15 protein-coding genes are annotated in these 14,544 nt (G+C 34.9%); 5 read left to right on the plus strand and 10 right to left on the minus strand.

All coding sequences use genetic code 11. From position 1 onward, the window contains the following. Nucleotides 1–46: 46 nt before the first annotated feature. Complete coding sequence (locus GW534_RS07740) at nt 47–1,210, minus strand: iron-containing alcohol dehydrogenase (RefSeq protein ID WP_161920472.1); 1,164 nt, start codon at nt 1,208–1,210, stop codon at nt 47–49. 148 nt (nt 1,211–1,358) lie between these two features. Here GW534_RS07740 and GW534_RS07745 point away from each other — a divergent pair, with 148 nt between their 5' ends. Beyond that, nucleotides 1,359–1,589, plus strand: coding sequence for a DUF378 domain-containing protein (locus GW534_RS07745; RefSeq protein ID WP_161920473.1), 231 nt, complete (start codon nt 1,359–1,361; stop codon nt 1,587–1,589). A 64-nt stretch (nt 1,590–1,653) separates the two neighbouring features. On the opposite strand, the gene GW534_RS07750 is transcribed toward GW534_RS07745, so the two are convergent. The 6 genes from GW534_RS07750 to yugI all read right to left on the minus strand — a co-directional run bounded on the left by GW534_RS07750 (nt 1,654) and on the right by yugI (nt 8,610). Further along, nucleotides 1,654–4,269, minus strand: a complete 2,616-nt coding sequence (locus GW534_RS07750) for an ABC transporter permease (RefSeq protein WP_161920474.1) — start codon at nt 4,267–4,269, stop codon at nt 1,654–1,656. Next, a complete protein-coding gene (locus tag GW534_RS07755) occupies nt 4,266–4,949 on the minus strand; it encodes an ABC transporter ATP-binding protein (protein ID WP_161920475.1) in 684 nt (227 codons plus the stop codon). Before GW534_RS07755 ends, GW534_RS07750 begins: the two co-directional genes overlap by 4 nt. 181 nt (nt 4,950–5,130) lie before the next feature. After that, nucleotides 5,131–6,132: a sensor histidine kinase gene (locus tag GW534_RS07760; protein ID WP_161920476.1), complete on the minus strand. Its 1,002-nt coding sequence runs from the start codon at nt 6,130–6,132 to the stop codon at nt 5,131–5,133. A 1-nt stretch (nt 6,133) separates the two neighbouring features. Next, entirely contained in the window at nt 6,134–6,817 is a 684-nt protein-coding gene (locus GW534_RS07765; protein WP_161920477.1) for a response regulator transcription factor, read from the minus strand. Nucleotides 6,818–6,832: 15 nt separating this feature from the next. After that, nucleotides 6,833–8,035, minus strand: a complete 1,203-nt coding sequence (locus GW534_RS07770; RefSeq protein WP_161920478.1) for an ornithine--oxo-acid transaminase — start codon at nt 8,033–8,035, stop codon at nt 6,833–6,835. A gap of 188 nt (nt 8,036–8,223) precedes the next feature. Next, nucleotides 8,224–8,610, minus strand: a complete 387-nt coding sequence (gene yugI, locus GW534_RS07775) for a S1 domain-containing post-transcriptional regulator GSP13 (protein ID WP_161920479.1) — start codon at nt 8,608–8,610, stop codon at nt 8,224–8,226. Nucleotides 8,611–8,796: 186 nt separating this feature from the next. Here yugI and GW534_RS07780 point away from each other — a divergent pair, with 186 nt between their 5' ends. The 3 genes from GW534_RS07780 to GW534_RS07790 all read left to right on the plus strand — a co-directional run bounded on the left by GW534_RS07780 (nt 8,797) and on the right by GW534_RS07790 (nt 11,308). Then, nucleotides 8,797–8,994: a helix-turn-helix domain-containing protein gene (locus GW534_RS07780; protein ID WP_161920480.1), complete on the plus strand. Its 198-nt coding sequence runs from the start codon at nt 8,797–8,799 to the stop codon at nt 8,992–8,994. Nucleotides 8,995–9,185: 191 nt separating this feature from the next. Further along, nucleotides 9,186–10,046 carry an alpha/beta fold hydrolase gene (locus tag GW534_RS07785; RefSeq protein WP_161920481.1) on the plus strand — a complete coding sequence of 287 codons (861 nt, stop codon included), beginning with the start codon at nt 9,186–9,188 and terminating at the stop codon, nt 10,044–10,046. Between the two features lie 98 nt (nt 10,047–10,144). Further along, nucleotides 10,145–11,308 (plus strand): MalY/PatB family protein, encoded by a 1,164-nt coding sequence (locus tag GW534_RS07790; protein ID WP_161920482.1) that lies wholly within the window; start codon nt 10,145–10,147, stop codon nt 11,306–11,308. 960 nt (nt 11,309–12,268) lie between these two features. Here the strand turns inward: GW534_RS07790 and GW534_RS07795 are convergent. From GW534_RS07795 to GW534_RS07805, 3 genes are all read right to left on the minus strand, one after another. Then, the gene (locus tag GW534_RS07795; protein ID WP_161920483.1) at nt 12,269–12,841 is read right to left on the minus strand and encodes a GNAT family N-acetyltransferase; all 573 of its coding nucleotides are present in this window, start codon (nt 12,839–12,841) and stop codon (nt 12,269–12,271) included. Between the two features lie 46 nt (nt 12,842–12,887). After that, nucleotides 12,888–13,103: a hypothetical protein gene (locus GW534_RS07800; protein WP_161920484.1), complete on the minus strand. Its 216-nt coding sequence runs from the start codon at nt 13,101–13,103 to the stop codon at nt 12,888–12,890. Between the two features lie 152 nt (nt 13,104–13,255). Beyond that, nucleotides 13,256–13,855, minus strand: a complete 600-nt coding sequence (locus GW534_RS07805; RefSeq protein ID WP_161920485.1) for a peptidylprolyl isomerase — start codon at nt 13,853–13,855, stop codon at nt 13,256–13,258. A gap of 246 nt (nt 13,856–14,101) precedes the next feature. Between GW534_RS07805 and GW534_RS07810 the strand changes: the two genes are divergently transcribed. Further along, the gene (locus GW534_RS07810) at nt 14,102–14,503 is read left to right on the plus strand and encodes a kinase-associated lipoprotein B (protein ID WP_161920486.1); all 402 of its coding nucleotides are present in this window, start codon (nt 14,102–14,104) and stop codon (nt 14,501–14,503) included. Nucleotides 14,504–14,544 lie beyond the last annotated feature (41 nt).

The following is a 14,544-nucleotide window of genomic DNA, read 5'->3' on the forward strand; positions in this document are numbered from 1 at the left end:
AGTATACTTTATTGAAAAGTCGTTTTAATTTCATAAGTCATTTATTTTACAACGATGCACGATAGATTGCTTCTACATCTTCAGCCGTTAACTTTTTAAACACTCCTGGACTACCTTCTCGCATTGCTCGGTCCACCATCATTTCCATCTTACTATCATCTATCCCATAATCTGCAAGCCTGTTTGGTGCGCCGATGGAATTCCAAAATTCGCGAAGTTTTTCAATTCCTTCAAGACCAATTTCTTCATCTGTTTTACCAGTCTCATCCACTCCAAACACACGAACAGCTAGTTGTTTAAACCGCTCTGGCTTGACTGATAAATTATGTTTCATCCAGTTCGGGAATAAAATCGCTAAACCGCCACCGTGTGGAATGTCGTAAATTGCTGATACCGGATGCTCAATATCATGCGTTCCCCAGTCTCCTACAAGTCCCATAGATACCATACCATTTAATGCCATTGTTCCACAGTAAAGAATCGTTTCCCGGTATTCGTAATTTTCTAAGTCATTCATTAACTTTGGTGCTGTTTCAATTACTGTTTGTAAAATTGACTCACACCACCGGTCTTGTAATGGTGTATTTTCATCAAGATGGAAATAATGTTCAAACACATGGGCCATAATGTCGACAATCCCATAGATTGTTTGATCTTTCGGTACGGTAAAAGTATTTACAGGATCTAAGATGGAGAATTTCGGATAAACATGTTCAGAACCCCATCCGTATTTTTCATTTGTTTCCCAGTTCGTAATTACAGAGCCGGCATTCATTTCCGAACCTGTTGCTGCTAAAGTTAAAATTGTTCCTAATGGTAAGGCATCATTTGGGAACGCTTTTTTCGTTACAAAATCCCATGGGTCACCATCATACTTCGCTCCTGCTGCAATTGCCTTTGTGCAATCTATCACAGAACCACCGCCGACAGCTAACAAAAATTCAATTCCTTCAGCTTTACAAAGGTCAACACCTTTTCGAACGGTGGAAATTCTTGGATTCGGCTCAACACCTGGCAGTTCAAAAATTTCACAACCGATTTCATTTAAAATTTTTACAACTTGATCATATAGACCGTTTCGTTTAATGCTACCGCCACCATAGACGAGTAACACTTTTTTCCCATACTTTGGTACTTCTTCGCAGAGTTTTTCTACTTGTCCTTTACCAAAAATTAATTTTGTCGGATTATAAAATTCAAAATTCCTCATGAAAACATCTCCTTCATGTATATATTATACCTTTTTTCCATTACTTTGTTTTAATACATGTTAATTATTTTTTAACAATATGCATAGAATTGTTAATTTAACCTCATTCTATAACTAAATAAATTCTTTTTAAAAGGAGGAAACACTTTTGAGTGGATTTCAACGTCTTGCTTTAGCTTTAACAATTATTGGAGCAATTAACTGGGGGTTGATAGGCTTATTTGGCTTTGATTTAGTTGCTTTCATATTTGGTGGTTATGATTCGATGCTTGCAAGAATTATTTATAGCCTAGTTGGAATTGCTGGTTTAATTAATCTTGGTTTACTCTTTAAACCAAATGTTGAACTATCAAGAACTGAACCACGCGTAGATCGTTAACGGAAAGAGAGCCGTCCTCCATTTAAGGCGGCTCTTTTTATACTTTAGCTTTTCCACTCAATCTTTATATATTTTCTTGTTTCAACGCGTCAATAATATTTTCCTTTTTCACTTTAGAACTTGAATAAAGCATGACGATACTAACAATCAAGAACACGGCCACAATAACTATGCCGATACTTTTCCACGGCAAGAAGAAATTAAATTCGTAGGAAAACTCTGTTGCCTTGTAAATAAAGTACATAATCATAATACTAATCGGTAAAGCGTATAGTAAAGATTTTATACCGTAGAAAATACTTTCGTAATTAATCATTTTACTAAATCCTTTTGGTGTCATACCAACGGATTTTAACATACCAAATTCCCGTTTTCTTAGTGCAATACTAGTCGATATCGTATTAAAAATATTCGATACAGTAATCAATGTGATCAGCGTAATAAACCCATAGACAAATACACCAATAATAAACAACACTTTCTCGTCATCTTTTTTATATTCATAAATATTATAGATGGCGTTTTTATTGATACCCATTTTTTCAAGGTCTTCTGCAGTTTTCATCGGGTCGGAACTTTTTATATACATATCACTCGTCGTCCCATTTTGGATATTAACATCACCGGCTAATTTTTCAAAACTCGCTTTTGACATAACTATGTTAAACTGTCCTGGATGTAAAGAACCATATAAACCAAGTGGTAATTGTTCCGTTTCTTCAGCAATTATTTCAACTTTTTCTGGAAGTTGAATATATTGATCTGTATTCCAATCAGAATATTGTAGCGTAATTTTTTCTCCAATGTTTAATTTAACCGCTTCTTCTTCGATATATTTTTCTTTATCCATATCGTAAAAATGATTTTTGTTAAACAGAATAGCTGTTGGATTTTCAGTGTTTGTTAAATCCTCATAATCAACATTTATTCGTTCAGCATATCGTTTTAAATCCTCATCTTCTAAAACATTCACATAAACATGGTAGCGATATTTACCATCTTCCAGCATATCCGGGAATTTCTTTAATTCTTCTTGCAATGAATCCGAAAGTTTGGCTTTCTCTACATCTCCTACAATGCTTCCATAATAATGAATGATGTTCATTTCTGTAATCTCATCTAATGAACGAATACTTTCTATTAATTCTTGATCCATTCCTTCAAAATGGTGATCCAAACTTACTGAAATATCGTATTCATAATTAAAGTTAGACATCTCAGTAGCCTTTTGAATAGTGTTCGAAAAATACGATACAGTTAAAAATAAAACGATACTAATAACTAATGAAAAAATTGTTGCATTGTAACGCTTTTTATTACGTTTTAAGTTTTTTAAACCGATTTCTGCTTCGATACCAAAAATCTTACGTACAAGCTTAGAAGTTTTCACTTTCTTTCGTGAAAGTTTAATATCTTTCGTTTGGCGTATTGCATCAATGGCAGAAATTTTAGATGCACGATTCGCCGGAACAAAGACAGATATGAAAATCGTTAACATTGAAATGACTATTGCTAAAATAATTGTCGTTGGTGTGACGACAACCGATAACGGCGTTTCTAGATGAAAAACATCTTGTATCATACCATTTATATAACTTAATGTAATCGCAATACCACCAATCCCTGCAACTAAACCTAGGGGAATACTAATTAAACCGATGATGATCCCTTCAAAGTAAACCGAATTTCGCTTTTGACGGCGCGTAGCTCCAACGCTCGCCAACATGCCTAAATAGCGAGAACGTTCAGAAACGGAGATGGCAAAGGCGTTATAAATTAACGAAACCGAACCGATAACAATAATAGCAATAATAATTGAAACTAAAGAAATAAATGTACGATTTAAATTATCTCCTTCAACTACGCCATGATAACGTAAAAGTTCATTATTAAAACTTACCTCCTCAATACCGAGACTCTCTGCTAATTTCTGACTATAATCAAAAATGTCACGATTTAAGTCTTTCACGAGAACAGATGCATTCACTCGATCTTCTTCACCAATGAACGCTTCATGGGTATATGAAAGGACTGTATAACTCGGCGTAAAGGAATATTCCCAATTCGGTTTTTTGATAATCCCGACAATTTCATATTCCTTTTCCACCGTATTAATAATGGTTTCCGCAATTTCTCCATTATTGTATATGAGAGATGAAATATCACCGGCAATGCCTTCTTCTCCATCCAATTTATAATAACGCTCTCCTACTTGAAGTGTAATTGTTTGTCCAATTTCAAGGGAGACTCCACCATCGTTAATAATATGTTCAGAAATAACGATTTCCTTTGGTGTTTTTGGTAATCTTCCTTCAATTAAATCTATTGAAAAATGTTCAAAGGCGTTAGAGTCATATTCTTTTACTTGGACATATGGTTTATCTGGATTTTTACTACCTTCTAATTCTGCATAACCTAAGTTTTTTGAAATAAAGACTGTGTCACTTTCTGAATCCTTTTTTATCTCATATAGCTGTTTTTTATCGACATCTTTGTATAAAACATGCCAGTTCCCATTATTTGCAATTGCCTCTTTTTGTAGAAGATCCATAAACGAACTAAAAAGTGTTGCCACTGCCGTAACCATTGCAACTGAAATAATGACCCCCATAATGGTCACCAGTGTACGACGTTTATTTTCTTTTAGCATTCGTAATGTTAATTTGTTTACAATGTTCATCCGCGGATCACCTCATCCTTTTTAATGCGACCATCTTCAATTGAAATGATACGATCCGCTTGTAAAGCAATGTGCTCATCATGAGTAATGACGATTAACGTTTGATTATATTGTTTGTTGAATAACTTTAATAAATCAATAATTTCACTGCTATTTTTACTATCTAAGTTTCCTGTCGGTTCATCGGCAAGCATAATTGCTGGGTTATTCATTAATGCCCGTCCGATGGAAACCCGTTGTTGTTGCCCGCCGGACAATTGATTCGGAAGATGTTGTAGGCGATTTTCTAAGCCGAGTACCTTTGTTATATTATTAAAATTTTCTTCATCAACTTTATGACCATCTAAAAGTAAAGGTAGTGTCATATTCTCTTCCACAGTAAGTACCGGTATTAAATTATAAAACTGATAAATTAACCCGATTTGTCTGCGACGGAAAATAGCAAGCTGCGTTTCATTTAAAGCATAAATATCCGTATCATCAATCAACACCTTCCCACTCGTTGGCACATCTACTCCACCAATTAAGTGCAATAATGTAGATTTTCCTGAACCAGATGGACCAATTATGGCGATAAATTCACCTTTTTTAACAGAAAAGGAAACATTGTCTAATGCTTTAACCGCTGTTTCTCCCTTACCATATACCTTTGTTAAATTTTCTACTTTTAAAATCTCCATGATAATTCCTCCATAATTGATTTCTGATTTTACTATAAATGGTGGAAATGACTTTCAAGTGACTATTAAGTGACAATTTAGTCACTTGGGGAAGTTAAGGGTGAAAAGAGTAAACTTGTGAGGATATTTGGAGTAAAACTCCCCCCTAAATTAGTCGCTGTTCCTAATCTAGGGGAGAACATTATATAACTTGTTTAAAAAATTTGATATAAAACTTAGTTCCTTCTCCTTCTACACTTTGTACTTCAAGGGTTCCCATTTGGTTTTTCACAATACTATGTGCCATCGCAAGTCCAATCCCGACACTTTCACTACCTGCATTTTTCCCTTTATAAAACCGTTTAAAAATATGGGGCAAATCTTCACGAGGTATTCCTTTACCATTATCTTGGATCTCAATTAATGTATAGAGAGAATTTTCTTCATACCGAATGGTAATCTTTCCACCTTCTGGCGTATGTTCGATACAATTTTTTAAAATATTTACGATAGCTTCAATCGTCCACTTTAAATCACCCATGAAACTCGTGTTTTCGTCACCGCTAACTTCAAGGGTTTGATTTTTAATATCCATCGGAATGAGCATTGGTTCTGCAGCTAAATCAACTAATTTTTTCACTGAAACTCGTTCTTGCTTAAAATTGGCAGTCCCAGCATCAATTTTCGCTAATTTTAATAGAGATGTAACGAGCCAATCCATTCTTTCTAATTGCCGAAGTAGTTTTTGAGTAAACTGTACTCGTTTTTCCTTCGGTAACGCCGGATTCGCTAGTAATTCAACCATAACCGTCATCGAGGTGATCGGCGTTTTCAATTGATGTGAAATATTAGAAATCGCTTCAGTTAATTTCGCTTTTTCTTTTTCGAGAAGTAATCGGTGTTCAGATAATCTTAATGTCACTTTATATATTTCATTTTTTAATATACTTATTTCACCTTCAACATTTTCCCGTACATCTAACGCGTAATCACCACTAGCAATTTTTCGTAAATACTCGGATAACTTTTCAATTTCTTGATAGCGATAACGGGTTAACCGAACATTTACCCCGATAAATAAAATAAAAAGAAGGAGTAAAAAAAGTGAAAAGTAAACAGAAAAATAGGCAGCACCAATGACGGCTGCCATACTAATGATGCTAACCATGATGAGATACCATTTAAATTCCCGATTGCGCAACATGTTAATCACCGACCTTATACCCAATCCCGCGCACTGTTTGAATAATTCTCGGCTGTTGTGGATTGTCTTCTAGTTTTTCTCGTAATCTTTTAATGTATACCGTCAAAGTATTATCATTGACAAAATCACCGGCCACATCCCAGATTTGTTCTAATAACTGGGATCTTGATAAAACTTGCCCTTTATGCTTAGCAAAAATAAGAAGTAGTCGGTACTCCAATGCGGTTAATAAAACTTCCACCTCGTTCTTATACACTTTACCTTCTAAAACATTTATTTGAAGATCCTGTAACTGAATGATGGAATTTGATTGCACCTGTTTATTATACCGGCGAAGGACGGTACGAATACGGGAAATTAGCTCCCGTATTCGAAAGGGTTTCGTAATATAATCATCTGCACCCATATCAAGACCCATGACTACATTAATTTCATCGTCCATCACCGTTAAAAAGATAACCGGAATATCTTGTTTACTTTTAACTAGTTTGCATAATTCATATCCAGACCCATCAGGTAGTGACAAGTCAAAAATAAATAAATCAAATTCGTTTAGTCGGTTGTCAATTACTTGTTGCGCCGAACTTTTATCATGACAAATTTCTACTATAAAGTTTTCTTGTTGTAATGAGTATTCTAATCCTAATGCAATTGTTTGATCGTCTTCTACTACTAATATTTTCATATTGTACTTCCTTATCTACTGATTAAATACTTTTACTATTCGTTCAAAGGCCCAATCCAATTCTTCTTTCGTAATAATAAGTGGTGGGGCAAAACGTATTACATTTTCATGGGTTTCTTTACAAAGAAGTCCTTCTTCTTTTAATTGTTCACAATATCCCCTTGCAGGTTCATGTAGTTCGATACCGATAAATAACCCTTTACCACGAATTTCTTTTATTTTAGGGTTGTTTAAAGTTTTTAATTTCTGTATGAAATATTCGCCCAGTTCGAGGGATTTATCAACTAATTTTTCTTCTAATATAACATCAAGTGCAGCTGCTGAAACAGCACAAGCTAGCGGATTTCCGCCAAATGTGGACCCGTGGGATCCAGGGTTAAAGACGCCTAAAATATCTTCGTTGGCAGCGACACAGGAAATTGGCATGACACCGCCACCAAGTGCCTTCCCTAAAATATAAACATCCGGTTCGACATCTTCCCAATCACAGGCAAACATTTTTCCGCTGCGTCCTAATCCTGATTGAATTTCATCAGCCATAAATAATACATTATTTTGTTGACAAACTTCATAAGCTTCTGTTAAAAATCCTTCTGGAGGAATTCGAATACCTGCTTCACCTTGAATTGGTTCTACAAGAAATGCTGCTGTATTTTTTGTTATCGCCTGTTTCAACGCATCAATATCACCATACGGAATTAACTTTATACCCGGTAGCATCGGTCCAAACCCACGTTTATATTCTGTTTCCGATGATAAAGAGACCGCAAGCATCGTCCGACCATGGAAGTTCCCTTCACAAGCGATGATTTCAGCTTGATTTTCTGGCACACCTTTTACATCGTATGCCCAGCGTCTTGCCGCTTTTACAGCTGTTTCTACCGCTTCAGCACCGGTATTCATTGGCAGGACCATATTTTTACCGGTAATCTCTGAAACTTTTTTATACCATGGACCTAACTGGTCATTATGAAAAGCTCGTGATGTAAGTGTCACTTTACTTGCTTGTTCAATCAATGCATCAATTATCTTCGGATGACGATGGCCTTGGTTAACGGCAGAATATGCACTTAACATATCCATATATTTATTTCCTTCCGGGTCTTCAACCCAAACCCCTTCCGCTTTTGAAACAACAATTGGTAGTGGATGATAATTCCGGGCACCGTATTTTTCCGTTATTTCAATAATTTTTTCTGATTGAACTTTAGTTGGCATGACAACTCCCCCTTTTTCACATGCTTTTATTATTATTTTACATGAGAAAAGACATAGAATGAAAGGAATACGTTCAAATACATTGTATATTCAGATTACTGAGCGATATGACTTGAATAACTGAATAAGCAAATTAAAAAAAGATCCTTAAGATGATGCTGCTTTAAGGATCTTTCTCCACTAAACTTTTACTTTTTCTGCATTAGATGACTTTTTTTCGACTCTTCAATCCACTCCACTAATTTTTCTTTAAGTGAATTAAATCCGCGACCGGATGAATTTAATATTTCTTCTAGATGATTTTTACCGAGTTCTTTTCGATTCCCGTCCGCTTCCGTTACTGCCTTCAACGACAAACTGATTTTCCCACTTTCTTTATCGATGGAAAGAACTTTAACCGAAACTTCATCACCCACATTTACATAATCGTGAATATCTCTAACAAATCCGTTCGTAATTTCTGAGATATGCACAAGTCCTTGTTTGTCTTCGCCTAATGAAATAAATGCACCGTACGGTTGAATACCGGTCACTTTTCCTTTAACAATATTTCCCACTTCGATTTGGTCATTCATGAAAACACTCCTAAATATCTTTTGCATTAAAATATTTTAACACACAATGTTACCATTTACAAAAGTATCAGCAAAAGTTTATTAGAAAATTCAAAAATTAACAGTTTATTTATTTGTTTTTTCAGAATTATCTTTTATCAATAAAGTTTTTATGTTATTCTAAAACAAATTCAAGGAGGGGATGGTATGTCAAATTTAGGTGAAATAATAGCCGAATCTCGTGAAAAGTTACAAATTTCCCAAGAAGAATTAGCTTTTCGCATTGGAAAAAGTGTAAGAACGGTTCAACTCATTGAACTTAATAAAATAGTTCCTGATCAAGAAACACTCTTAAGATTATCAAACACGTTAGATATTCCCGTTAACAATCTTATCTTCAATTAACTTTTTATATGTATATTTTTATCATGCGGGGGAAACAATACGACCGTAAGGCTTTCTAGTAATCCCCCCTTTTGGATTTGGACAAACTTTCAATGTTTGTCCAATTTTTTTGTGTTTTTTTATATTCTTGTTTATTGTAAAGAAAAATACATAAATTAAGTACATCGATTGAACACAAGGAGGTTTACTAGATGCCAACTACAATAGACAATGGAAAACCCGTTAACCGGAAACAATATTCTCAAATTAGTAAGATTAATGGCATTGACTTATATTACGAGGTTTATCCAAATCTAAATGCGAATAAGACCCTTTTTCTAATTCACGGATTTTTAGCCTCCAGTTTCAGTTTTCGTTACATCATTCCTGAACTTATGAAACAGTATCATATTATTGCTGTTGATATCCCTCCCTTTGGAAGAAGTGGAAAAGATTTAAAATATACATTCTCCTATAAAAATATCGCAGCAACCTTTATCCAACTAATACACAAACTTCAGTTAAAAAACGTCAGCTTAATTGGTCATTCCATGGGCGGTCAGATCGGACTTTACATGGCTCTCCAACAACCAGAAATTTTTGATAAAATTATTCTTTTTGCCAGCTCCGGATATTTACAACAAGTTCGTAAATCGTTAATCTTCCTTAGTTATTTACCTTTTGCCCATATATTTGTTAAAAAGAAATTAGTTGATTCTGGTGGCGTGGAAGGGAATTTGTTAAAAGTTGTTTATGATAAAAATCAAATTACAGAAGGTATGATAAAAGGTTATCTAGAGCCATATATTGAAAATGACGCTATTTTTCATGCCCTTGCGAAATTTAGTCGCGACCGGGAAGGAGATTTAAGTAAAGAAGATTTAAATAAAATTCATATACCTTGTTTATTAGTTTGGGGGGCACACGACCGAATTGTTCCTTTACAAGTTGGAAAGAGACTCAATCAAGATTTACCTAACTCGGAATTAGTTGTTTTAGAAAAGACAGGGCATTTAACTCCGGAAGAAAAACCAGACGAAACATGCCGACTAATAAAAGAGTTTGTTGGATAGTATTTTTTGGCTAGGTGAACGAATCCCCTATGATAAACTAAAGGATTGCTCTAAATAACATTTTTACATTAAATTTATTCGGGGGAGGAATTGAAAATATGTTTAATTTTGATGAACATATTAATCGATTAAATACAGATTCAGTTAAGTGGAATGCCACAAAAGCTGTGTACGGGACTGATGATATTTTACCAATGTGGGTTGCAGATATGGATTTCGCATCTCCACCACATATTAAAGAAGCATTAATGAAACGAGTGGAACATGGAATATTCGGTTACGGCATGCCTTCTTCACAATTAAATACGGTTATTAGCAATTGGGTGGCAAACCGTTACAAATGGGAAATTAAAGAAAACTGGCTCATGCCAAGCTCAGGTGTTGTATCAGCTATAGGTTTTGCTATTCAAGCGTTAACGGAAGTAGGGGACAAGGTTTTGATTCAAACCCCTGTCTATCACCCGTTTTATTTTATGATTGAAAATAACGAACGGGAAATTGTGAAAAATCCACTTGTTTTAAAAGATGGGAAATACGAAATTGATTTTGTTGATTTTGAAGAAAAACTTAAAAGTGGAGTAAAATTGTTCATTTTATGTAGTCCTCATAATCCGGTCGGTCGTGTTTGGACGAGGGAAGAACTAGAAAAAATGGGTGAACTATGTGAACAGTACGGTGTTTACATCGTTTCCGATGAAATCCATGCCGATATTATTTACAAACCAAATGTACATACACCGATTGCAAGTTTAAATGAGAGTTGGGAAAACATATCGATTACCTGTATAGCTCCAAGTAAAACATTTAATATCCCTGGTTTACAAGCTTCAATGATGATTATCCCTAATGGTGAAATTCGCAAGAAAGTACAAGCTGTGCAAGGGAAAGTCGGCTATCATGGCTTGAATATATTTGGTAATGTGGCATTAGAAGCCGCTTATAAACATGGTGAAGAGTGGCTCGAAGCCTTACTCCCATATTTACAAAGAAATCGTGACACTGTAATAGAATTCGTGAGTGAAGAATTACCAGAGTTAGTAGTCACCGCACCCGAAGGAACGTATTTAATGTGGGTTGATTGTCGTGGCTTAGGCTTAAATGATGAAGAAATTAAAGAACGGCTGATTCAGCGCGGAAAATTAGGTTTGGAACCTGGTAATAAGTATGGTACAGATGGGACCGGATTTGTCCGTATGAATATAGGCTGTACCTATGCTACTTTGCAGGAGGGATTGCATCGGCTAAAGCGGGCTTTTAAATAAATTGTGGAAGTTTTGAGGGATGAAGGACAGAGCTTTTAGAAATAATCATGATTATGTCCTTCATAAGATCGATAAAAGACACTTCTTTTCAAAATTAACATACTTTTGGCCTTCATAGGAACGATGAAGGACAGTTCTTCCCAAAACCAACATAATTTTGTCTTTCATAGGCACGATGAAAGACAGTTCTTTCCAAAACCAACATACTTTTGTCCTTCATAGGCACGATGAAGGACAGTTCTTCCCAAAACCAACATAATTTTGTCCTTCATAAGATCGATGAAAGACAGTTCTTTCCAAAACCAACATAATTTTGTCCTTCATAAGATCGATGAAAGACGCTTTTCTTCAAATTCTACTTACTTTTGTCCTTCATAAAATCGATGAAGGACAATTCTCTTCAAATTCAACTTACTTCTGTCCTTCATAAAATCGATGAAGGACAATTCTCTTCAAATTCAACTTACTTCTGTCCTTCATAAAATCGATGAAGGACAATTCTCTTCAAATTCAACTTACTTCTGTCCTTCATAAGATCGATGAAGGACAATTCTCTTCAATTTCAACTTACTTTTGTCCTTCATAAAATCGATGAAGGACAATTCTCTTCAAATTCTACTTACTTTTGTCCTTCATAAAATCGATGAAGGACAGTTCTTCCCAAAACCAACATACTTTTGTCTTTCATAAGCACAATGAAGGACACTTCTTTTCAAAATTAACATACTTCTGTCCTTCATAAGATCGATGAAAGACACTTCTTTCCAAAATCAACATACTTTTGTCTTTCATAAGATCGATGAAAGACATTTTTCTTCAAATTCTACTTACTTTTGTCCTTCATAAAATCGATGAAGGACAATTCTCTTCAATTTCAACTTACTTTTGTCCTTCATAAGATCGATGAAAGACATTTTTCTTCAAATTCTACTTACTTTTGTCCTTCATCAAATCCGAACCTCAATCAAACTGCAACGCCTTATGAATTCTCAAAATCCATTCACTTTCCAAAATACTGTATAGAAATGAATCTCGCCAGCCACCATCTCTTAACCGCATATGTTCCCTTAAAGTCCCTTCTTTAAACATTCCGATTTTCTCTAAAACCTTTGAAGAAGCAATGTTTTTTGGATCGCAGGTTGCGAATATTCGATGGAGTTTTAAATTAGCAAAGCCAAAGTCCAAAATTAACGAAGCCGCTTCCGTTGCATATCCTTTTCCCCAATAATCCGGATGAATGATATATCCAATCTCCCCTTCTAAATTAAAACTATCTCGAATATTTATTTCAACTGCACCTATTAATTTCTCTTCTTCTAATTCAATCACGGCAAAAACAAATCTAGTCCGCGGATCCTGCGAAGCATCATCTAAAACTTCTTGAATATAAGCTTTTGAATCTTCTACAGTATTTGGTCCCCACGGCTGATATCTCGTAACGATTGGTTTTGATGCATAATCGTGAACAGCATTCCAATCCAACTCAACTAATTCACGTAAGCCAATTCTTTGTCCTTCTAAAATATATTTCATAGCAAATCCCCTTTACTTCTCATTATGTAAAAAAAAGAACGCTACCTTATTTTAAATCGGAGCGCTCGTCATTGTCACTTTTTAATTTTTCCTCTAACTTTTTTGCTTTCTCTTCCTCCTTTTTCGAATATTTAACGAAAAAGCGAAAAGTAAAAATACAAATGACTATAAATATTGAAAACGATATGAATGCAGGAATATATTCTGATTTATCTTCTGGAAAGTATAAAAAAAGCATCCCGATTACATAGGAAGTCATCATTAACGCTCCCCTTTTGACGGAAATAACAAAAAATTCCGCATTTTATTACCCCAATTATAACAACTATTCAATCAACTTGCACGAAATAAGAAAACATCTGACAAACACTAAAAAAGCCCGAAGACTATTTTATCTCCAGGCCTATCGTTCAACTATTCAATTACGTTAATTTTTTCAATCACTACATCTTCAACCGGTTTATCTGCCATACCCGTTTGAACGTTTGCGATTTTATCAACAACATCCATTCCTTCGATAACATGACCAAATACAGTGTGACGGTAATCTAACCATGGTGTACCACCATTTGCTTTATAATGTTCAATTACTTCATCAGGGAAGTTTGCTTGTTTCATTTGCAATTCAAATCCTGGTTCAAAGTCTGACTTTTGCACAATAAAGAATTGACTACCGTTTGTATTTGGACCCGCATTTGCCATACTTAAAGCACCGCGGAAATTGAATAAACGTGGGTTAAACTCGTCTTCAAAGGATCCACCATAAATACTTTCGCCGCCCATTCCAGTTCCAGTTGGGTCGCCACCTTGAATCATGAAATCTTTAATTACACGGTGGAAAATTATTCCTTCATAATAACCATTTTTCGCATGAGTTACGAAGTTTTCAACCGTTTTAGGTGCAAATTCCGGGAAAAGTTTTAGTTTAATTGTGCCATAGTTTGTTACCATTTCAGCAACAATTTCACCTTCAAGCACTTCATTCGTAAATTGCGGATATACATGTTCACTCATTCTTTTCACTCCTATGTAAAATTTGCAATCCAAATATATATGAAAATCACCATTAGATTGCTCTCTTTATTCTTCTTTCTTTATGTATGTTATCCTAAACTACTTTAAGAAACAACTTTTACGAACAAAAATATTACGATAAAATCGTGCTAACACTCCATCTCCACAATGTTCAAGCTTTTAAGTTTGGAAAACAAAAAATTAAAGCGATAATAAATATAAAGATGAATTTTGGGAGGAAGTTTAATGTCTGAGATTGCTATTGGTACGATTGTGAGAGTGCTTAGAAAAACAGGCGTATATATTGGCGAAGTAACGGAAGAAAGAGAAACAAATTATGTAGTAAAAATATTAGCTGTTTTAAAACATCCGATGCAAGGTGATTTACATAATCCGAAACAAGCAGATGTTCCAATTTTCCATGAACGTAAAGCATTAGCTTACCGTGAACAAACCGTTGTCCCTAAAAATGTAGTTAAACCGTATGAAGGGGAAATTCCAGAATACACAGCATCATTAAAGGAAGCCTTTGACAAGTTAAAAAAGGAGCTAGAACAAGAGGATACGGAATTTGCGCAAAAAAGTTTACGTAATTTAGAAGAACTTCATAAGGAATATGATCGTTACTTCTATAGTAAGCAAAAATAAGGAAACGGGAGGGAATGGCTAAAATCGTTCCCTTTTCCCAT

Source organism: Pallidibacillus pasinlerensis (genome assembly GCF_009996845.1).
Classification (GTDB): domain Bacteria; phylum Bacillota; class Bacilli; order Bacillales; family Caldibacillaceae; genus Pallidibacillus; species Pallidibacillus pasinlerensis.